We start from the raw sequence: 21,855 nt of genomic DNA, 5'->3' as shown, positions 1-21,855 counted from the left end.
TACAGGTCGCGGGAGCCGGGACGGGGACCGGCGACCGAGCGGCCACACCGGAGACGATCCAGCGTTCGAGAAGGGGATCAGCTAGGTGACCGGCGATGCGTCCTCCGTGCGGACGGCACTCACCCGTGGCGGTCGCATGATCCGTCCCGCCCAGTCGTCGCCGCCGATCCGCCAGGTCCTCGCCGATCGTCGAGAGCTCGTCGCCACGGCCCGCGAGCGTGCGCAGTCACCGTTCCAAACGCTGCGGCATTACTCGGTCACCACGCCGGGCAAGCTGATCATCATCTGCGTCATCCTCTTCCTCGGCTGCGTGACCACCGGCCTGTACGCCTCGACCGTGCTCGAAGACCGCACCCAGACCCTGCAGCGCCTGATCGATCGCACCGAACCACTCGCCGAGGCCGCGCAGGTTCTCTACAGCTCCCTGTCGATCGCCGACGCGTCCGCGAACGCCGCGTTCATCTCGGGCGGCCTGGAGACGCCGGAGCTGCGGCAACGCTACTCCGACGCGCTGGCGACGGCAGCGTCGTCGTTGATTCTCGCGACCGGAACCTCGAGCGAACCGGGACCGGGGATGACCGAGGACGCGACCGAGCGGGCCCTGTCGTCGGACCTCGACACCCTGTCGACGTCGATCCCGGTCTACAGCGGGCTCATCGAGACGGCCCGTACCAACAACCGGTTGGGCAATCCAGTCGGGTCGGCGTACCTGGGCCAGGCGTCGTCGTTGATGCAGGACAAGATCCTGCCGGCCGCCCAGCGCCTCTACGAGCGACGTTCGATGGCGATCGCCGATCCGCAGCATTCGCTGACCCGCCCGCCGTGGACGGTCTACATCCCCCTGCTGCTGCTGCTCACGGCCATGGTGCTGACGTCCCGCTACCTGGCACGCAGGACCCGCCGCCGATTCAACATCGGACTGGTCGCCGCGATCGGCGCGCTCTTCCTGGGGACGGTGTGGCTGCTCGCGTCCGGCCTGATGTCGGTCGCCGCGACCAGCAACGCCCGGACCGACGGCGCCGACCCGCTCCGCGAACTCACCGCCGCGCGCATCCTGACCCAGCAGGCGCGATCGGCCGAGACCCTGTCCCTCATCCGCCGCGGCGATCAGGGTGGGCTGGAACGCACCTTCGCCGCGACGACCGCCAAGATCGGCGGCATCGTCGACGACGTCCGCACATCCAAGGAGACCGGATCGGTGTCGGCGGAGCAGCTCGACACGGTGAGCTCGGCGCTGGCGGAGTGGAGACGCACCGATGCCGGTGTCCGGCGGTACATCCAGACCGGCAACTTCGACCGCGCCCGGCAACTCACCGTCGGGGACGGGCTGAACAGCTCGGCCCGCGCGTATACGGCCGTCGACAGTGCACTCGTCGACGCGATCACCACCGCGCGAACGGCGTTCCGCGACGACATCAACACCGCTCAGCGCGTACTCGGCTTCACCGGGACCGGGATACTCCTGCTCGCGGTCCTCGCCGCCGTCGCGATCGTCGGCGGACTCGTCCCCCGAATACGGGAGTACCGATGACCCGCCCCCGATTCCATCTGTCCGGCCCCGCCCGCTCGCGGCGACCGCTGGTCGTTGCGGTCCTCCTGCTCGTGGCTCTGGTCGCCACGGGCTGTGTCCGGTTTCCCGCCCCGGACGCACCGCCTCCGACCGCGACCGCCGGACCGCTGGTGTTGCCCGGCGTCCAGACCGACGTGCCGGTCGAGCCGCCGCCGAGTTCGGAGGCGTGCAACGCGACCCTCACCCTGCGCCCACCCGCCCAGATGCCGGCGCCCGGACGCATGCCGCCGAACTCGACGATGGCCGGCATCTTCGAACGCGGCCGGCTCATCGTCGGACTCGACATCGGGTCCAACCTGTTCAGCTTCCGGGACCCCATCTCCGGCGACATCGAGGGCTTCGACGTCGACATCGCCCGCGAGATCGCGGGTGCGATCTTCGGCGACCCGAACCGCGTCGAATTCCAGGTGCTCAGCTCCGCGCAACGCATCGACGCGTTGCGGGACAAGACCGTCGACGTCGTCATCAAGACGATGAGCATCACCTGCGACCGCCTCCGCGACATCTCGTTCTCGGCCCCGTATTACGTGGCGTCGCAACGTATCCTGTCGTTCCGTAACTCGAACATCGTCGGACCGTCCCAGCTCGCCGACAAGCGGGTCTGCGCCGCACGCGGCACCACCTCGATCGGCCGGATGCAGTCCATCCAGCCGCGGGTGCGGATCGTCAGCACCACCACCTGGGCCGACTGCCTCGTGCTCATGCAGCAGGGTCAGGTCGACGCGGTCACCAGCGACGACGCCATCCTCGCCGGGCTCGCCGCGCAGGACCCGTGGGTCCGCGTCGTCGGCCCCAGCCTCGGTGAGGAGTTCTACGGCGTGGGCATCCCGAAGGGCGAGGACGACATGGTCCGCTTCGTCAACGGGGTCCTCGAACGCGCCCGCGCGACCGGGCGCTGGCAACAGATCCGCGATCGCTGGCTCACCATCCTCGACAGTGGATTCGGCGCTCCGCAGCCGTACTACCGGGACTGATGCCCATGGACTACGCCGGCGAACCATCCCAGGCAGACCCTCACGGACCCGAGGGTCCGGACGCACCCACCCCCGACACCCCGGAGGAGGTCGGTACCCAGCGCGTCTCGCTCGCCGACCTGATGGGTGACGACGCGACGGACACCGACCGGCACACCACCGACGACCACACGACCGACGTCCGTTCCCCCGACGAGGGCACCACCGACCAGGTCGTCGAAGTCGGCACGCAGAAGGTCGATCTCGACGCACTCATGGCCGAGGGCGACAACACCGCCGACGACACCACCAGACCCCGCGCGGTGACCGACCCCGAGGTCGGAACACAGGCGGCCGCACCCGCATTCACCGTCGGCATCGCGCCGCAGGATCGCTTCGACGGCCGGACCGACCGGGTCGTCCGTACCCGGGCGACACCGGAACCGGATTCGGGTCCGCTCGGGCGGCGACTCGTCCCACGGCGTCGCCCGCCGGTCCACGAGCGCCGTCTGGGCAGCGGCCTGGTCGAGATGCCGAAGATCACCGACATCGAACCCGAGGACGCGGTCATCGACGATCCGGTGATCGCCGAGGGCAAGCGATTCTGTTGGCGCTGCGGCAAACCCGTCGGGCGACTCGAGGGCGAAGGCGAGGGCCCACCCACCGGCGACTGCGCCAACTGCGGTGCGCGGTACTCGTTCGTGCCGGGACTCGCCCAGGGGACACTGGTCGCGGACCAGTACGAGATCGCCGGCGCCATCGCCCACGGCGGCCTCGGATGGATCTACCTGGCCATCGACCGCAACGTCAGCGACCGGCCCGTCGTTCTGAAAGGCCTTCTGAATTCCTCTGATTCGGAGGCCCAACGCGTCGCCGTGGCCGAGCGGCAGTTCCTCGCGTCGGTGAACCATCCGGGCATCGTCAAGATCTACAACTTCGTCGAACACATCAGCGACGACGGTGAGCGTTTCGGTTACATCGTCATGGAGTACATCGGCGGTCAGACGCTCAAACAGATCACCTCGGGTGATCCGGAGAAGTCGCTGCTGTCAGTCGAACAGGGCCTCGCCTACATCCTCGAGGTGTTGCTGGCCGTCGGCTATCTCCACTCGGTGGGCCTGGTCTACAACGACGTCAAACCCGAGAACATCATGGTCGGCAGCGACGAGGTCAAGCTGATCGACCTCGGGGCGGTCTCACCGATCAACGGTTACGGACATCTCTACGGCACACCGGGTTTCCAGGCCCCCGAGATCGTCAAGACCGGGCCCCAGGTGGCCACCGACATCTACAGCGTCGGACGCACCCTCGCGGTGCTGACCGTGCCGATGGAGATGCGCAACGGCCGCTACGTCGACGGTCTGCCGGCCCCCGACGAGACTGCCGTCTTCCGCGACAATCCGTCGTTCTACCTTCTGCTGCAACGTGCCACCGCCCCCGATCCGGCCGACCGGTTCGCCTCCGCGGAGGAGATGAGCACCCAGGTGCTCAACGTGCTGCGCGAGACGGTCGCCGTACACACCGGCGTCCCCCGGCCCTCGCTGTCCACGGTCTTCACCCCGCAGCGGTCGACGTTCGGCACCGACCTGATGCTCGCCCCGGTCGACGGCTTCTTCGACCCCGACCAGGCCGCGTTCTACGATCCGGTCGACATCGCCACCGCACTCCCCCTGCCCCTGGTGAATCCGCTGGATCCGGCCGCCAGCCTGTTGACGTCGGCGGCCCTGTCGGACCCGCGGCAGACTCTCGACTCGATCAACACCGCACGCGCCGAAGGGTTCGCGTCGCTGTTCGGCGGCCGGCCGGTGAAGAACGCCCATCCGTCGCTGGAGATCGACCTGGCCGAGGCGCGCGCCCACCTGCAGCTCGACGACGTCGACACCGCTCTGGCGCTGCTCCGCGATGTCCGCGAGCACCACGGTGATTCGTGGCGGGTGGAGTGGTACATGGGCATCTGCGCGCTGATGAACGACGAGCCCGAGTTGGCCTACGAACGCTTCGACGAGGTGCTGGGCGCGATGCCCGGCGAGGTGGCGCCGAAACTCGCGGTCGCCGGGACCGCCGAACTGATCGGACGCTGGCTCGCCGACGAGAACGGGTCGTCGAAGTCGGCCGACAAGATCTCCCGGCTCTACGATGTCGCGCAACACCACTATCACGACCTGTGGCTCACCGATCACAGCATCGTGACCGCCGCCTTCGGGCTGGCCCGCCTCGCCGTGGCGGCCGGCGACTACGACGGCGCGATCCGCCCCCTCGACGAAGTGCCCGCCACCAGTAGGCATTTCAACACCGCCCGGGCGACGGCGATCATCGCCCTGGTACACGGCAGGCCCACCTCGCAGGTCACCCGCAACCAGATCGTCGAGGCCGCACGACGACTCGAACAGATCCCCGACACCGAACCCCGCAAGTCGCGGATGCTGCTGATCGTGCTCGGCACCGCGCTCGGCTGGATCCACGACAACCCCGAGGAGGAGGATTCGGACAAGGAACCCTCCACCCTGCTCGGCTTCCCCTTCACCGAGTACGGAATCCGCACCGGCACCGAGAGATCCCTGCGCCAGCTCGCACGTCAGACCCGCAACAACCGCGAGCATCGGTTCATGCTGGTCGATCTCGCGAACTATGTGCGGCCGAACACGCTGTTCTAGGGCTGCCCGCCGGCCGAGTCCGCGACAAGCGCCGCCGACTGCCGCGCGATGGCGAGCTCCTCGTTCGTCGGGACCACCAGGACCTCGACCGCACTGTCGTCGGCGGAGATCCGACGCGCCGACCGGCCCGCGGCGGCGTTGCGGTCCGGGTCGAGGACGATCCCGAAACGCTGCAGCCCCTCGAGCGCATCCGCCCGGACGCGGGCCGAGTTCTCGCCGACGCCGGCGGTGAAGGTGATCGCGTCGAGCTTGGCGAGCCCGAAGGTGTACGCGCCGAGGTAGTGCCGCAGCCGGTGGATATAGACGTCGTAGGCGCGCCGGGCGTCCTCGTCACCGGCGTCGACCAGTGCGGCGATGGAACGGAAGTCGTTCTCGCCGCACAGGCCTCGGAGTCCCGACCGCTGGTTGAGCAGGGTGTCGATCTCGTCGACGGACAGATGGGCCACTCGGTTGAGATGCAGCACCAGGCCGGGATCGATGTCGCCGCTGCGGGTTCCCATGACCAGCCCCTCCAGCGGGGTCATGCCCATACTGGTGTCGACGGGTTGTCCGCCCGAGATGGCCGACGCCGACGCGCCGTTGCCGAGGTGCAGCACGATCTGGTCCAGGCCGGCGGGGTCCTTCCCGAGAAACTCGGCGACGCGGCCCGACACGTACTCGTGGCTGGTGCCGTGGAATCCGTACCGCCGGATGGCATGTTCGGCCGCCACCGCGCGGTCGATCGCGTAGGTCGCGGCCGCCGGGGGCAGGCCGTGGAAGAAGGCCGTGTCGAACACGGCGACCGACGGCACGTCGGGGAGCAGGGTCCGGGCCGTCTCGATGCCCACCAGGTTGGCCGGATTGTGCAGCGGCGCAAGGGTGGAGATCCGCTTGATCTCCGAGATGACCCAGTCGTCGACGAGGGTCGGCTCGTAGAACGACCGGCCTCCGTGCACCACGCGGTGCCCGACCGCGGCGAGCCCGGCGTGCACCAGGTCGGTGCCGTTGTCGGCGAAGAACTGTTCGGCCCGCCGAACCGCCGTCAGGTGATCGGGCAGCGGCACCGACTCGGTGACCGTGTCCCCGTTCTGTTCGTGCGTCATCGACGATCCGGCGTCACCGATGCGTTCGGCGATTCCGTCCGCGATGACCGCCCCGGTGTCGGGTTGTACCAGTTGATACTTCAGCGACGAGGAGCCGGCGTTGAAGACCAGGACCGCCCCGGCGGTGTCGGCGCTCAACGCACGTCTCCGGCGACCGTGTCGGCGTCGACCTGCTGCGCCTGGATCGCGGTGATGGCGACCGTGTTCACGATGTCGGACACCAGCGCGCCACGGCTCAGGTCGTTGATCGGCTTGTTCAGACCCTGCAGGACCGGACCGATCGCGACGGCACCGGCGCTGCGCTGCACCGCCTTGTAGGTGTTGTTGCCGGTGTTGAGATCCGGGAAGATCAGCACGGTCGCCCGACCGGCGACCGGGGAGTCGGGCATCTTGGTCGCCGCGACCGACGGTTCGACCGCCGCGTCGTATTGGATCGGCCCCTCGACGAGCAGCTCGGGAGCGCGCTTCCGAACGAGTTCTGTTGCGGTCTTGACCTTTTCGACGTCGACACCCGATCCGGACGTCCCGGTGGAGTACGACAGCAGCGCCACGCGCGGGTCGATGCCGAAGGCCGCCGACGTCTCCGCCGACGAGATGGCGATGTCGGCGAGCTGTTCGTCCGTGGGATCGGGGACGATCGCGCAGTCACCGTAGGCGAGCACGGTGTCCGCCAGGCACATGAAGAACACGCTCGACACCGTGGAGACGCCCGGCTTGGTCTTGATGATCTCGAAGGCCGGTCGGATGGTGTGGGCGGTCGTGTGAGCCGCTCCCGACACCATCCCGTCGGCGCGCCCGGTGTGCACCATCATGGTGCCGAAGTAGGAGACGTCGAGCATCTTCTCCTGTGCGCGTTCCAGATCCATGCCCTTGTGCTTGCGAAGGTCGGTGTAGATCCGGGCGAACTCGTCCAGGTACTCCGAGGTGGCCGGGTTGATGACGGTGGCCTCCGAGAGGTCGAGGCCGAGTTCGATCGCCCTCGCCTGCACGGCTTCCGGGTCGCCGAGCAGTGTCAGGTCGGCGACGCCGCGACGGAGGAGCCTGCTCGCCGCCCGCAGGATGCGATCGTCGCCGCCCTCGGGCAGCACGATGTGCTTGCGCTGTGCCCGCGCCCGGGAGATCAGCCGGTACTCGAACATCTGCGGGGTGACGACCGACGGGACGTCGACGTTGAGGTTGCGCATGACGACGTCGGGATCGACGTAGGTCTCCATCAGCGACAGCGCCGCCTCGATCTTGCGGGCCGATCCGGCGTTGAGCCGGCCCCGGGTGTGGGCCGCGGTCCGCGCGGTGTCGTAGGTGCCGTGCGGGCAACTGATGATCGGCAGCGTCGGCTTGAGCCCGCTCACCAGCGCCTCAATCATCGGGTGCGGTTTGAGTCCACCGTTGAGGATGATGCCCGACAGTCTCGGGAATCCGTGCGCCGTATTGGCATTCACGAGGGCCAGGAGGACGTCGGAGCGGTCGGCAGGGGTGATCACGACCGTGCCGTCGGTGAGGCGTTCCAGGATGTGTTCGACGGTCATGCCGCCCACCATCACCCGCAAGGCCTCGTGGTCGAGGAGTTCCTCGTCACCGCTGTACATGGTGGCGCCGAGCGCCTCTTTGAGTTCGGCCATGGTGGGCGCGAACAGGATCGGCTCCTCGGGCAGACACAGACTCGGTACCCCGGTGCGGCGCAGCGTCGTCCGGATCTCGTCGAGCCGGTCCGGGTCGCAGCGGTTCGCGACAATCGCAATCGGCGTGGCATGGGCCGCGCCGACCTCGGACACCAACCCCGCGGCGAGATCGGCGATCTCGGCGGGAGACCGGTCGTCGGCCTTCAGCGCGATCACCATCGGGGCCGACAGGTTGGCAGCGATGCGGGCATTGAAGCTCAGCTCCGACGGGGTTCCGACGTCGGTGTAGTCCGACCCGACGATCACGACGCGGTCGCAGTGCGTTGCCAGCGCATGGAATCGGGCGACGATCTCGCCGATCGCGGCGTCGGGATCCTCGTGAACCTCCTCGTAGGTCACGCCCAGGCAGTCCTCGTAGGGCACGTCCACCGAGTCGTAGTCGATCAGGAGGTCGAGCAACGGGTCCCGCTTGTCGCCGTTGGCACGGATGATCGGGCGGAAGACGCCGACCCGGCCGCCGGTCGCCGCGAGCAGTGCCAGCAGGCCCAGCGCCACGACGGATTTCCCGGTCTCCCCCTCCGCCGACGCGAGATAGATGCTGGTCGTCGACTCGCCCGCAGCACCTCCATCCCTTGCGGTTCGATCTCCAGCGGCGGGGTCGGTAACGGCAGCGTCGGTGGCCATGCGCCCCAGCATAGTGGCGCCCCGGGGTTCAGATCAGGATGCCGGGATTGCAGACGCCGTCGGGATCGACGGTCGCCTTCACCGCCCGCAGAGCCTCGAGCGCCAGCGGACCGATCTCGTCGTGGTAGGCGTCGCGGTGGTCGCGGCCGATGGCGTGATGGTGGGTGATGCTCGCGCCGGTGGCCCGGATCGCGGCGTTCGCCGCGGTTTTCGCCGCCGCCCACTCCGCGATCGGGTCGGCGCCGAACGGCGCGACCACGGTGAAGTACAGCGAGGCACCGGAAGAGTAGACGTGGCTGATGTGGCACATGACCAACGGCGGTGTGCCCGATGCGGTGACATTCGGCCCGCTCGCTCCGCTTCCGGCGCCGGTGAGCGTGTCAGTGATCGCGGCGGTGACCGAGGCCCGCAGCTCGTGCAGCTTCGACCAGTAGGTGACGGTCTCCAGGGTCTCGACGAGCACACCGGCGTCGAGCAACGGATCGCGTAGGTAGGGCCCGGCGAAACGTCCTGTGCGCCAAGACTCTCCGGGGCCGGTCCCGAGCGCCGTGCCACCGGCGTCGACGAGCACCTCCGACGCGGCGTCGCGGCGTCGGAGGACCTCGCGCTCCTCACCCTCGTATCCGGTGACGACGAGACATCCCGTCGACTCACCGCCGAGCTGTGCGGGATCGGCGAGATTGATCGCGGTCTCGACCTCGTCGGACAGGCGGATGACGGTGGGCAGGGGGCCGTCCTGGGCGAGGCGACGCAGTGCGGTGGCGCCGTCGGCGAAGGAGTCGAACCGCCAGCCGTCGAAGAGCCGGGTGGCCGGGGCCGGACGGACGCGGAGGCGGACGCTGGTGATGACACCGAAGGCGCCCTCGGAGCCGAGAATCAGCTGGCGGAGGTCGGGTCCGGCCGCCGACCGGGGTGCAGTCCCGAGTTCGACGGTGCCACGCGGGGTGGCGAGCACGAGTCCCTCGACCATCTCGTCGAAGCGTCCGTAGCCGGCCGACGACTGCCCCGCCGACCGGGTCGCCGCGTAGCCGCCGATCCCGGCGCCCTCGTAGGACTGCGGGAAGTGTCCGAGTGTCCATCCCCGCTCACGCAGAAGTGCTTCGGCGGCGCTCCCGCGAAGCCCGGCCTCGAGGGTGGCGACACGAGAGATCTCGTCGATCTCGACGAGACGGTCGAGGCGGCGGAGGTCGAGGCTGACGACACCGTCGAACCCGGCACGGTCGGGGGCGAGCCCGCCCACGACCGAGGTCCCGCCGGTGAACGGCACGACCGCGACCTTCGCCGCGGCGCAGATCTGCAGGATCCGCACGACCTCGTCGTGATCGGCGGGATAGACCACCAGGTCCGGAGCGTCCGAGGCGTCGCCGATGCGCAGCCGCAGCAGATCGGGCGTCGAGTAGCCCCGGGTGTGCTGGATGCGTGCGTCGTCGGAGCCGACGACGTGCTCGGTGCCGACGAGGGCTTCGAGATCGGCACGCACTGCCGACGGCACGGTCTGCGCGGGCGGGGTGACCGCCTCGGGGGCGACACCGCGATCCTCGGTGGCGTCGCCGGCCAGCGCGGCCGCGGCGGCGGGTAGCTCGGTGACGCGCGCCGGGTCGCCCCAACGCGGCCGCCGCATGTCGACGACCGGGATCGCGGTCTCGTCCGCGGCGGACCCCTGTTTCCCGGTCATCGTGCGATCACTCCTCGTTCTTGACGACCGCCCGCACGACGAGATCGGCGATCTGCTCGTCGGTGAGCGAACTGTCCGGGATGAGCATCAACGAGTAGATCGTCCGTACCAGGAACTCCGCGGCCCCGCGCGGGTCCGGGACGAGCTGGTCCTGGATCAGCGGATCGAGATCGGGCAGCGTCTGGTCGACGATCTGGTGGATGAGGGTGGAACCAGAGGAATCGCTCGTCGCTACGAGCGCCCGCACGATCTCCTCGGGCTCCTTGCGCAGCACGTACTGCAGCGCCTCGTGCTCACGGATGTAGGGCAACACGTTCACGACCTGCGCGCGGACCTTGCCCGCGGCGTCGGGCGCGGAGGCCGACCACTCCCGCAGCTTCACGCGCAGCAGTGACACCTCGCGGTCGACGATCGCCGCGACCAGCGCATTCCGCCCGCCGAACATGCGGTATGCGGTGGCCCGGGCGACACCTGCGTGACGCGCCACGGACGTCAGACTCAACGTCTTGGCGCCGAAGCGGGAGACGAGTCCCACTCCGACATCCACCATGCGGTCACGATCCATGCGAAAAATCTATCGAATCGGGGTGGGGCGTGGCCGACCTGGTCGCGGTTGTCGAAGAAGAGTCGCCACTTCGCGTCGGTAGCGCTACGTGGAAGTCGCGCTTCTATCCGCGACACGGGATTCCGTCTCGAGGTCCGCACCGGGCGCCTCGTCGATCACCGGGTGAGAACGAGCGGCGTCGACGCGGCCGCCCCTGCGGGTGCGCGGAAACAACCGGCGAGCGATCGCCACCCCGCCGATGCAGAGCACGCCTCCGACGATCCCGACGCCGGTCGGCAGTTCGTCGAGAAGTGCCCAGGACATCACGATGACGATCGCGGGGACCACCAGAGTCGTCGCGGCCATGGCACCGGCGTCGGTGCGCGCCAGGGCATATGCCCACGTCGAGAAAGCGATCGCAGTGGGTCCGACGCCGAGATAGATCACCGCGACGATCGCAGACGCGTCGGCACGCGCGAGTTCGGAGACCGCGGTCGGCGCGAACGGGAGCGTCGCGACCAGACCCGCAAGCGCGCCGAGCCACGTGGCGGTCAGCGCGTCGACCGTGCGGAGTGCAGACTTCTGGATGAGGACGCCCGCCGCATAGAGCACCGCGGCAGCGATCCCGAGGAGCACTCCGAGCCAGTCGGCGTGTGCGTCGGTGGTGGCGGATCCGCCCGTGGCGATCAGCACGACACCGGCGAACGCGATGGTCATGCCGATCACCAGATGCCGTGGGAACCCTTCGCCGAAGAACAGCCCGGCCGCGACCGCGACCAGGATCGGGGCCAGGTTCACCAGCAACGCCGCGGTCCCGGCGTCGAGGTGCTGCTCGGCCCAGTTCAGCAGGATGGTGTAGCCGGCGAACCACGCGACGCCATACGCGATGACCAGCATCAACGGACGCCCGCGCGGGAACCGGGTGGTGACCGGACGGTCGTCGCCGACGACACTGCGTCGGCGCAGTCGCACCGCCAGCACGATGACCGTCAGCGGGAGGACCGCCGCGAGCAATCGCAGGAACGCCATCGCACCCGGCGAGAAGGACTCGCCCAGCGCCCGGATGCCCACGAACGCCGACGCCCACAGCACGACGGTGACGAGGGCAGCCAGAGCCGGGAGGGAGACGCCGAGAACTGCAGGAGACGAGGGGCGCGAGGTCATGTCACTCAGCGTCCGGCATGAGGCACTTCAGGACAAGTGAAAGTTTCTATCGATTTGTTAAGTCTGGCTGTATCGTCATGTCCATGGTCGACGTCCACCGGCTTCGGGTTCTGCGCTCGGTCATCGGCGAGCGTTCCATCGGCGGGGCCGCCAACGCCCTGGGTTACACACCGTCGGCGGTGAGCCAGCACATCGCTGCCCTTCAGCGCGAGACCGGATTGACCCTGGTGGAAAGGGACGGGCGCGGCATCGTGCCCACGGAGGCCGGCACCATCCTCGCCGCCGAATCCGAGGCGGTGTTCGAGGAACTGTCCCGGGTGGACGGGCTGATCTCCGAACTGCGCGACGGGCGGCTCGGGCAGTTGCGGATGAACTACTTCGCATCCGCCGGCGCCGCCTGGATTCCACCGATCGTGGCCACGATCTCGCGGGAGTTCCCCGGCCTACGCCTAGACCTGCGACTCATCGAGCTCGTCTCGCCGTCCACCGCGTCGCCGGACGTGGAGATCTACGTCGAGGACACCGAGCGACCCGTCCTCGACGCCCCCGGGCTCATCAGCCGGCCGCTGACCTCAGATCCGTATCACGCTGTGGTGCCGAATGATTCGACGTGGGCAGCACACGAGTCGGTGACCCTGCGCGAGCTTTCCCAGGTGCCCTGGGTCGACAACGACGTCGCGCGCGGCCCGTGCCGGCAGGCACTCCTCAGCGCGTGCACGTCCGTCGGCTTCGTGCCCGACTTCAGCATCGAGACACAGGATTACCCGACGGCGATCCGCTTCGTCGCCGCCGGCGTCGGCCTCACGGTGGTACCGCAACTCGCGCTCACCGACCTGCCCGCGGGGGTGGTGGCGATCCCCATCGTCGATCCCACACCCACCCGCGCGATCCGGGTGCGCGTGCGCCAGAGCGCACACGACCTCCCGCCGGTCCGGCGGGTGCTGGAACTGCTCGATGCTGCTGTACTGCAGTCGATTTCGTAGCAATAGTGCGGCCATAGCGCGCACTATTGCTACGAAACCCGGCTAGCCGAGCTTGCGCAGGCGCGGTTCCAGGTCGCGCTGGAAATTCTCCAGGAAGCGACGCTGATCGTGCCCCGGCGCGTGGAAGACGAGGTGGTTGAGTCCGGCGTCGGTGTAGAACTTGACCTTCTCGACGGCTTCGTCGGGATCGGAGGCGACGATCCACCGCTTGGCGACCTGCTCGATGGGCAGCTCGTCGGCGAGACGTTCCATCTCGGTGGAGCTGTTGACGCTGTGCTTCTGCTCGGGAGTCAGCGACAGCGGAGCCCAGAAGCGCGTGTTCTCCAGCGCCAGCTCGGGATCCGGATCGTAGGAGATCTTGATCTCGATCATCTTGTCGATGGCGTCGAAGTCGCGTTCGGCCTTCTCCGCGCCTTCCTTCACCGCCGGCAGCAGCTTCTCGGTGTAGAGCTCGGCGCCCTTGCCGGAGGTGCAGATGAAGCCGTCGCCGGCGCGTCCCGCATATCGTGCGACGACCGGCCCGCCGGCGGCGACGTACACCGGGATCGGTTGTTCCGGAACGTCATACATGTAGGCGCCCTGCGTGTGGTAGTACTCGCCGTCGAAGTTGACCTCTTCGCCGGTCCACAGTTCACGCATGAGCTTGATCGACTCGCGCAGGCGGGCGAAGCGCTCTTTGAACTCGGGCCACTCCCCCTGGAACCCGGTGGCGTACTCGTTGAGTGCCTCGCCGGTGCCGACGCCGAGCATGATGCGGCCCGGGTACATACAGCCCATCGACGCGAAGGCCTGGGCGATGACTGCGGGGTTGTAACGGAAGGTCGGGGTCATGACCGACGTGCCGATCTGGACGCGCTTGGTGCGCTCGCCGACGGCCGCCATCCACGCGAGCGAGAAGGGAGCGTGGCCGCCGTTGTGCCGCCACGGCTGGAAGTGGTCACTCACCGCGACCGAATCCAGCCCGTGCTCTTCGGCCGCGACCGCGATCTCCACCAGCTCGCGCGGATCGAACTGCTCCGCCGACGCCTTGAAACCGAGCTTGAGTTCTGCCATGAGCCTCGCCCCTAACCGTCGGCCGTGCCGACCTTTCCCTGGTCGATCCGCTGATCGTGATCGCTGTTGTGACCTCGATTACCAACCTAGAGCATCGGTGAGAGTGCGACTCTTCCCGTCCGACCCGGGCGCCCACCCCCCGGATTGGACCTCAAGTCAACTTTAAGTTCTACCCTGGGCGACATGAGCATGGAGTCGGTCGCCTGGGACATGATGTACAAGTCGTCGACCTCGCCGGACGGTAAGCGGTTGCGCGGGGATCGGCGCGCGACGCTGCGTCGGATCGGCGGGTTCGCGAGCCCCCACCGACGGCGGATCGCGCTGTTCCTGGTGCTGTCGGTGTTCACCGCGGTCCTCACCGTGGTGACCCCGCTCCTCGCCGGACGCGTCGTCAACCTCATCACCGACAACGGGGCCGAGTCGATGATCGTCGGGCTCGCGGTGGCGATCGCACTGATCGCGGTGGCCGAGGCGGCGGCCGGGATCGGCGTCCGCTGGTTGTCGTCGAACATCGGCGAGGGTCTCATCCTCGACCTGCGGCGCGCGGTCTTCGACCATGTCCAGCGCATGCCGGTCGCCTTCTTCACCCGAACCCGGACCGGCGCGCTCGTGAGCCGGCTCAACAACGACGTGATCGGCGCCCAGCGCGCCTTCAGCGACACCCTCTCCGGTGTCGTGTCGAACATCGTGACGCTCACCCTGACTCTGGGCGTGATGATCTACATCAGTTGGCAGATCACGATTCTCGCCCTGGTGCTGCTCCCGGTGTTCGTGATCCCGGCACGTCGGATGGGAGGCCGGATGGCTGCCCTGTCACGTGAAGCAGCCGAGCACAACGCGCGCATGTCGACGCAGATGACCGAGCGGTTCTCCGCTCCCGGTGCCACCCTGGTCAAGCTGTTCGGACGGCCCGACCTGGAATCCCGCGAGTTCGCCGACCGCGCAGATCGCGTGCGCGACATCGGCGTCCGGCGCGCCATGCTGCAGGCCTACTTCTTCACCGCTCTGACTCTCGTGTCGGCACTCGCGCTCGCACTGGTCTACGGCCTCGGGGGATGGCTCGCCGTGCACGAACATCTGTCGGCGGGCGCGGTCGTGTCCCTCGCACTGCTGCTGACCCGGATGTACGCGCCGCTCACCGCCCTGGCGAATGCCCGCGTCGAGATCATGAGCGCGCTGGTGAGTTTCGAGCGCGTCTTCGAGGTCCTCGACCTGACACCGCTGATCGTCGACGCCCCGGACGCTCGCCCGGTGCCCGGCACCGAGAGCGGCCGGCCGGTGCCGGTGTCGGTGCGCTTCGACGACGTCTCCTTCGCCTACCCGTCGGCCGACAAGGTCTCGCTGGCGTCGCTGGAAGAGGTTGCGCAGCTGGACAACCGGGCCGGGCAGACCGTCCTGCACCACGTGGACCTCGATGTTCCCGCGGGGAGCATGGTGGCGCTCGTGGGCAGTTCGGGTGCCGGCAAGTCGACCATCGCGAGTCTCGCCACGAGGCTGTACGACGTCGACGAGGGCTCGGTCCAGCTCGCCGGCGTCGACATCCGTGACCTGCAGATCGCGTCGGTGCATCGTACGGTCGGCCTGGTCACCCAGGACGGCCACCTCTTCCACGACACCATCCGCGCCAATCTCGTTCTCGCACGACCCGACACGTCCGATGAGGAGATCTGGGACGCGCTACGCCGAGCACGCCTCGAGGAGCTCGTGGCATCGTTGCCCGACGGACTCGACACCATCGTCGGCGAACGCGGCTACCGGCTCTCCGGCGGTGAGCGTCAGCGGATGACGATCGCACGCCTGCTGCTGGCACAGCCGTCGGTGGTGATCCTCGACGAGGCGACCGCACACTTGGATTCGACCTCGGAGGCGGCAGTTCAGGAGGCCTTGGGCGAGGCCCTCGAAGGTCGTACCTCGATCGTGATCGCGCACCGGCTCTCGACGATCCGCGCGGCCGATCAGATCGTGGTGCTCGAAGCGGGACGCGTCGTCGAACGCGGCGATCATCCGACGCTCCTCGCACGAAACGGTCGCTACGCCGAGCTCTACCGCACGCAGTTCGCCGACGGTGGGGACGAGGACGACGACGGCACGCTGAGCGCCTAGGCCTTCGAGGCTCGTCGCTGCGCTCCTCGCACCTCAGGCGACAGGGGACGCAGGGCTCACTGCTCGTCTTCGAGGTCGTCGAAGGTGTCGATCAGCGGGCGGCGGGGTTTCCGGGGATCGTTGACGCGCTCGCTCAGGCGGCGGCGCAGCTGCATGCCGATCAGCACGATGTTGACCACGATGACGGCGATGCCGACGGCCACCCAGAACCAGCGGCCGTCCTGCCACCAGCCGACGGTCAGCCAGCCGATGCAGACGATGAGGATGGCCGCTCCGATGCTGGTCATCGTCGTCGACAGCGTCTGCGCGCCGCGGGAGAAGTCGGGGCCGGTACTCACGGGAACTCCTGGATAGAACGGTTGCTGGCGATCAGGTCTGGACCCGATCACGTCTGGATTACGACGACGACTGCGATCAGGATGGCCACCACCACTATCGCAGTGACGACGAACAGGATCTGGGCCGGGCCCGGCATCTGCCCACCGCGCTGGAGGACGCGCATCGTTCGACGCCAGCGCCACGCACCGATCACCGCCAGGGAGCAGCCCAGAGCGACGAGGATGAGCCCAAGGATCAGTTCGAGGACCGGATTGTCGATGTCCGGGGCCAGGTAGACGATCGCCATCCCGGCGGCCATGAACCCGAGGGCGGTGCGAACCCACGCGAGGAGTGTGCGTTCGGCGGCGAGGGTGAAGCGCGCGTCGATCGCACCAGGTGGCGCGGGGGTCGGCGTCGCGCCCTCGCCGGGTCCGGCGCCCACTCCGTCAGCCGGCCCGTTGGTCCTCTCGGTCGTCAGCGCTCTTGCCCTCTCGTATCGCCTCTTTCGCGAAGGCCGCGGTCGCCTCGATCGCGTGGATCGTCTCCGGGTGATGCGAGGCGAGCACCGGGAACGCGTGTACCTGCCAAGCGTAACTGTGGGCGAGGGCCTCGACCCCGGCCTCGTCGAGAATCTCGATCAGGCCGATGACGTCCGGTTCGAGCATCTCCCCCTCTGCGGTGACCATGACCGTCGGCGGGAACTCGACCGGGTCGAGGTCGGCGATACGGCGCACCCCGGTCAGCGGCACGGGACCGCGATCGAACTGCGGTGCCAGCTTCGCCATCTTCGACTTCGGAATGTAGGCGTCGGAGCGGCTGGACCGGTCCGGGTTGGTGCCCAGGTCGACGTCGAGCAGCGGGGAAAAGCCGACGAGTGCGGCCGGGGCGGGGAGTCCGCGATCGACGGCGGCCTCCACGACCTTCGCCGCCAGGAACCCGCCGGCCGAGTCGCCGGCGACGATGACCCGTCGATAGTGGCGTTCGTTGATGAGCTCGGCGTAGGCGGCGACGGCGTCGGCCACCGACGCGCCCACCCCGGCCTCCGGCAGCTGCCGGTACTCGAGCGAGAAGACCGGGACCTCGCAGGCCCGGGCCAGCCGCGCGGCGATCGAGCGATGGGTGCCGATACCGCAGACGACGAAGGCACCACCGTGGAGGTACAGCATCGCCGTGTCGCTGTCGCGGCGTGACGGGCCGGCCGGCATCGCCAGCTCCGTCGAGCGCCCGGCGAGGGTCAGCTGTTCACGGACCACCCCCCGGGGCTTGGGCCCCACGGCGACGACCCGGTCGATGAGGAACAGTCCGGCCATGCCCGCCTTGTTGATCGGCCACAGCGTGAGCAGCGGCTTCAGGAACACGCGGGAGCCGAACCAGAGGGGATACGACAGGAGGCTCGGCCGCCGGTGGTGAACGATGGGCATGGGACTCCTCCTGGTCTGAGCCGAAGCTACACCCTCGGCGCCTCCGTATAACCGGTAAACGCCGAGCAAAAACATTTACCAAGCCTTGGCCTGCCGGCCACCTGGGTCCGCTATATTCTCGAACTCGTGACAAGACGGTGGCCGTGACGCAGGTACAGATCCTTCCGCAGTTCCTGCGGTCCGCGCAGGCAGGCGATCCGCGAACCCTGTGCGATGTCCTCACCGCGACCGCGCGTGCGCACCCCGATGCGCCCGCGATCGACGACGGCGACGTCACCCTCACCTACGGCCAGCTGCTGGCCCTGATCCGCCGCACCGTCGCGCGTTTCGCCGAGGTCGGCGTCGGACACGGCAGCCGCGTCGGCATCCGGATGCCCTCCGGGTCGCGTGACCTCTACGTCGCCATCCTGGCCACCCTCTACGCCGGCGCCGCCTACGTCCCCGTCGACGCCGACGACCCCGATGAGCGCGCCGAACTCGTCTTCGGCGAGGCCGGTGTCGATGCGATCGTCGACGCCGACGGCCCTCGCCCGACGAAACCCGCCGCCGGGACGAGCACGGCCCCGGCACGGCCGACCCCTGCCGACGACGCGTGGATCATCTTCACCTCGGGCTCCACGGGAACGCCGAAGGGCGTGGCGGTCACGCACCGCAATGCGGCAGCCTTCGTCGACGCCGAGGCACACATGTTCCTCCCCGACGAGCCGATCGGACCCGGTGACCGGGTCCTGGCCGGGCTCTCGGTCGCCTTCGACGCCTCGTGCGAGGAGATGTGGCTGGCCTGGCGCAACGGCGCCTGCCTCGTCCCGGCGCCCCGATCGCTGGTGCGCAGCGGCATGGACCTGGGGCCGTGGCTGGTGGCCCGCGACATCACCGTCGTCTCCACCGTGCCGACCCTGGCCTCGCTGTGGCCACCAGAGGCCCTGGAAGCCGTGCGGCTGTTGATCTTCGGCGGCGAGGCCTGCCCGCCGGAACTCGCCGACCGCCTCGCCGTACCCGGTCGCGAGGTCTGGAACACCTACGGCCCCACCGAGGCGACGGTCGTCGCCTGCGCCGCCCCCCTGGGCGGCCCCGGGCCGGTGCGTATCGGATTGCCCTTGCACGGTTGGGATCTCGCGGTCGTCGACGCGGACGGCAACCCCGTCGCCGAGGGCGAGGTCGGCGAGTTGGTCATCGGCGGCGTCGGCCTGGCCCGCTACCTCGACCCGGCCAAGGACGCCGAGAAGTACGCGCCGATGCCGACCCTGGGCTGGGAACGCGCCTATCGCAGCGGAGATCTCGTCCGGCTCGACCCCGCGGGCCTGATCTTCATGGGCCGCGCCGACGACCAGGTGAAGGTCGGCGGGCGACGCATCGAACTCGGCGAGATCGACAACGCCCTGCAGAATCTGCCCGGCGTGAGCGGAGCTGCCGCCGCAGTCCGCAAGTCGGCGGCGGGCAACAGCCTGCTCGTCGGCTATCTGGTCTCCACCGACCCCGACTTCGACGCTTCGGCAGCACACGCCGAGCTCACCCGCCATCTGCCCGCCGCGATGGTCCCAACCCTCGCCGTCGTCGACGAACTGCCCACGCGCACTTCGGGAAAGGTTGATCGTGATGCGCTGCCCTGGCCTCTGCCGGGCAGCAGCAGACCAGTGGATGACGACGTCGAACTCGGCGAGACCGAGCTGTGGCTGGCCCAGTTGTGGACCGATGTGCTCGGCATCCGGATCACCCATCCCGACGTGGACTTCTTCGCGGAGGGCGGTGGTTCGCTCGCGGCCGCGCAGCTGGTGACCGCGATCCGTGGGCGCCACCCCGACATCTCGGTGGCCGACCTCTACGACCATCCGCGACTGGGATCGATGGCGGAGATGCTCGACGCGCGCCGACCGGCGACCAGCATCGTCGAACGCGATGTCGCACCCACGCCACGCGCGACGGGTCTCGCCCAGCTCGCGCTGACCGTTCCGCTGACTACCCTGACCGGTCTGCAGTGGGCGACCTGGCTCGGCGTGGTGAACAACCTGGGCGCCGTCGTGGCCGACCGGCTGGATCGTTCGGTCCCGTGGCTGGTCGAGGTGAACTGGTGGGTCCTGCTCGCGGCCTTCCTGCTCTTCATCACCCCGCCCGGCCGGATGTGCATCGCGGCGTTGGGCTCCCGCCTGCTCCTCGCCGGGGTCACACCGGGTGAGTACCCGCGCGGCGGCAACGTGCATGTGCGTCTGTGGGTGGCCGAACGGCTCCTCGACGCGAGCGGCGCGGCGAACCTGTCCGGTGCGCCGTGGATGATCTACCTCGCCCGGGCACTCGGGGCGCGGATCGGTGGCGACGTCGACCTGCATACGATCCCGCCGGTCACCGGTCTGCTGACGGTCGGTGAGGGCGCGTCGGTGGAGCCGGAGGTCGACCTCGCCGGCTGGTGGATCGACGGCGATGTGGTCCACATCGGGGAGATCGCCATCAAGCGCGGGGCGTCGATCGGTGCGCGCTCGACGCTCATGCCGGGGGCCGTCGTCGGACGCGACGCCGTCGTCGCACCCGGGTCGGCGGTGTTCGGCCGGGTGAAGGCGCGCCAGCACTGGGCCGGTTCACCCGCGGTCAAGGTCGGCAAGGCCATGCACCCATGGCCCGATCATCGGCCGCCACGCGCCCGCGCCTGGGTGCCGATATACGGGTTGTCGTCGCTGGTGCTGGCCGCGATCCCGCTGATCTCACTGGCCGCGGGACTCGCCGTCATCGGCCTGTGGGCCCTCTCCGCCGACCGGTTGCGCGACGTCGCGATCCGCGCCGTGATCCTCCTGCCGGCGGCGACCCTCACCAGTCTGGCCGTCTTCGCCGCGATCACCGCGGTGCTGGTGCGGCTGGCATCCCTGGGCCTGAGCACCGGCTACCACCCGGTGCGGTCACGCGTCGGCTGGCAGGTCTGGCTGACCGAACGCCTCCTCGACGCCGCCCGCACCTACCTGTTCCCGCTCTACGCGAGCCTGCTCACGCCGGTCTGGTTCCGCGTGTTGGGCGCCAAGGTCGGCAAGGGCACCGAGATCTCGACGGCACTGGTGCTGCCGCGCTTCACCACCATCGGCGACGGCGCCTTCCTCGCCGACGACACGATGGTCGCGTCGTACGAGCTCGGGGGCGGCTGGTTGCACATCGACGAGGCGAAGATCGGCAAACGCTCGTTCCTCGGCAATTCGGGGATGACCGGCCCGGGCCGCAAGGTGCCCAAGAACGGCCTGGTCGCCGTGCTGTCGGCGACGCCGAACCGAGCGAAGTCGGGGTCGAGCTGGCTCGGCAGTCCCCCGGTCCGCCTGCGCCGCACCGCCGCCGAGACCGACACCTCCCGCACCTTCGATCCGCCGACGAAGCTGAAGGTGGCACGTTCGGTCATCGAGACCCTCCGCCTCATCCCGGTGATGGTGTCCTTCGGGCTCGGCGTCGGCATGCTGATCGCATTGCAGTACGTCGCCGTCCACGTGCACTACGGCGTCACCGCGCTGGTCAGCGGACTACTGCTGCTCGGGGTCGGCGCCGTCGCGTGTGGCACCGCGGCCGCCGCGAAATGGCTTGTCGTCGGCCGCATCACCGTCAGCGAGCACCCACTGTGGAGCTCCTTCGTCTGGCGCAACGAACTGTCCGACGCCTTCGTCGAGACCGTGGCCGCACCGTGGTTCGCCAACGCCGCCACCGGGACACCGATCCTCAACCTGTGGCTGCGCCTGCTCGGCGCCCGCATCGGACGTGGCGTGTGGTGCGAGACCTACTGGCTCCCCGAGGCCGACCTCGTCAGCCTCGGCGACGGCGCGACCGTCCAGCGCGGCTGCGTCGTCCAGACCCATCTGTTCCACGACCGCGTCATGGCCATCGACCGTGTCACCCTCGACGCCGGCGCGACGTTGGGGCCGCACTGCGTCGCGCTCCCGGCGTCGGGGCTGGGCGAATCGGCAACGGTCGGACCGGCATCGCTGGTCATGCGCGGCGACGTTGTACCCGCGCACACCCGCTGGCAGGGCAACCCCATCGCCCCATGGCCGACGGCGAGATAGGTCTCGC

15 protein-coding genes are annotated in these 21,855 nt (G+C 69.0%); 6 read left to right on the top strand and 9 right to left on the bottom strand.

What is annotated here, in order from left to right:
• Window positions 1-85 precede the first annotated feature (85 nt).
• From C5O27_RS06505 to C5O27_RS06495, 3 genes are read left to right on the top strand one after another with little or no spacing between them, the layout of a single operon-like run.
• Window positions 86-1,531, top strand: coding sequence for a hypothetical protein (locus C5O27_RS06505; protein ID WP_127962230.1), 1,446 nt, complete (start codon window positions 86-88; stop codon window positions 1,529-1,531).
• The gene (locus C5O27_RS06500; protein ID WP_006357143.1) at window positions 1,528-2,544 is read left to right on the top strand and encodes a glutamate ABC transporter substrate-binding protein; all 1,017 of its coding nucleotides are present in this window, start codon (window positions 1,528-1,530) and stop codon (window positions 2,542-2,544) included. The genes C5O27_RS06505 and C5O27_RS06500 overlap by 4 nt, the downstream gene beginning before the upstream one ends.
• Window positions 2,544-5,177, top strand: a complete 2,634-nt coding sequence (locus C5O27_RS06495; RefSeq protein ID WP_006357142.1) for a serine/threonine-protein kinase — start codon at window positions 2,544-2,546, stop codon at window positions 5,175-5,177. The genes C5O27_RS06500 and C5O27_RS06495 overlap by 1 nt, the downstream gene beginning before the upstream one ends.
• On the opposite strand, the gene C5O27_RS06490 is transcribed toward C5O27_RS06495, so the two are convergent.
• The 5 genes from C5O27_RS06490 to C5O27_RS06470 form a co-directional block, all read right to left on the bottom strand.
• Window positions 5,174-6,397: an acetate kinase gene (locus tag C5O27_RS06490; protein WP_127962229.1), complete on the bottom strand. Its 1,224-nt coding sequence runs from the start codon at window positions 6,395-6,397 to the stop codon at window positions 5,174-5,176. The genes C5O27_RS06495 and C5O27_RS06490 overlap by 4 nt on opposite strands.
• On the bottom strand, window positions 6,394-8,574 hold the full coding sequence (gene pta / locus C5O27_RS06485) for a phosphate acetyltransferase (protein WP_127962228.1): 2,181 nt from the start codon (window positions 8,572-8,574) through the stop codon (window positions 6,394-6,396). Before pta ends, C5O27_RS06490 begins: the two co-directional genes overlap by 4 nt.
• Window positions 8,575-8,590: 16 nt before the next feature.
• Window positions 8,591-10,237, bottom strand: a complete 1,647-nt coding sequence (locus tag C5O27_RS06480; protein ID WP_127962227.1) for an FAD-binding oxidoreductase — start codon at window positions 10,235-10,237, stop codon at window positions 8,591-8,593.
• 7 nt (window positions 10,238-10,244) lie between these two features.
• Window positions 10,245-10,802, bottom strand: a complete 558-nt coding sequence (locus C5O27_RS06475; RefSeq protein ID WP_006357138.1) for a TetR/AcrR family transcriptional regulator — start codon at window positions 10,800-10,802, stop codon at window positions 10,245-10,247.
• Between the two features lie 84 nt (window positions 10,803-10,886).
• A complete protein-coding gene (locus tag C5O27_RS06470; RefSeq protein WP_127962226.1) occupies window positions 10,887-11,945 on the bottom strand; it encodes a DMT family transporter in 1,059 nt (352 codons plus the stop codon).
• 83 nt (window positions 11,946-12,028) lie between these two features.
• On the opposite strand from C5O27_RS06470, the gene C5O27_RS06465 reads away from it, so the two are divergent.
• Window positions 12,029-12,928 carry a LysR family transcriptional regulator gene (locus C5O27_RS06465; protein ID WP_127962225.1) on the top strand — a complete coding sequence of 300 codons (900 nt, stop codon included), beginning with the start codon at window positions 12,029-12,031 and terminating at the stop codon, window positions 12,926-12,928.
• Window positions 12,929-12,970: 42 nt separating this feature from the next.
• On the opposite strand, the gene fgd is transcribed toward C5O27_RS06465, so the two are convergent.
• Entirely contained in the window at window positions 12,971-13,981 is a 1,011-nt protein-coding gene (gene fgd, locus C5O27_RS06460) for a glucose-6-phosphate dehydrogenase (coenzyme-F420) (RefSeq protein WP_006357135.1), read from the bottom strand.
• 183 nt (window positions 13,982-14,164) lie between these two features.
• Between fgd and C5O27_RS06455 the strand changes: the two genes are divergently transcribed.
• Complete coding sequence (locus C5O27_RS06455) at window positions 14,165-16,084, top strand: ABC transporter ATP-binding protein (RefSeq protein ID WP_127962224.1); 1,920 nt, start codon at window positions 14,165-14,167, stop codon at window positions 16,082-16,084.
• 56 nt (window positions 16,085-16,140) lie between these two features.
• On the opposite strand, the gene C5O27_RS06450 is transcribed toward C5O27_RS06455, so the two are convergent.
• From C5O27_RS06450 to C5O27_RS06440, 3 genes are read right to left on the bottom strand one after another with little or no spacing between them, the layout of a single operon-like run.
• Complete coding sequence (locus C5O27_RS06450; RefSeq protein ID WP_035753791.1) at window positions 16,141-16,422, bottom strand: hypothetical protein; 282 nt, start codon at window positions 16,420-16,422, stop codon at window positions 16,141-16,143.
• A 47-nt stretch (window positions 16,423-16,469) separates the two neighbouring features.
• Window positions 16,470-16,844 (bottom strand): YidH family protein, encoded by a 375-nt coding sequence (locus tag C5O27_RS06445; protein ID WP_006357132.1) that lies wholly within the window; start codon window positions 16,842-16,844, stop codon window positions 16,470-16,472.
• Between the two features lie 4 nt (window positions 16,845-16,848).
• On the bottom strand, window positions 16,849-17,823 hold the full coding sequence (locus C5O27_RS06440; RefSeq protein WP_127962223.1) for an alpha/beta hydrolase: 975 nt from the start codon (window positions 17,821-17,823) through the stop codon (window positions 16,849-16,851).
• Window positions 17,824-17,966: 143 nt separating this feature from the next.
• Between C5O27_RS06440 and C5O27_RS06435 the strand changes: the two genes are divergently transcribed.
• Window positions 17,967-21,848: a Pls/PosA family non-ribosomal peptide synthetase gene (locus C5O27_RS06435; protein ID WP_127962222.1), complete on the top strand. Its 3,882-nt coding sequence runs from the start codon at window positions 17,967-17,969 to the stop codon at window positions 21,846-21,848.
• Window positions 21,849-21,855: the final 7 nt, after the last annotated feature.

Source organism: Gordonia alkanivorans, assembly GCF_004011905.1.
Classification (GTDB): Bacteria; Actinomycetota; Actinomycetes; order Mycobacteriales; family Mycobacteriaceae; genus Gordonia; species Gordonia alkanivorans.
This window is presented reverse-complemented; position numbering and strand designations above follow the sequence as displayed.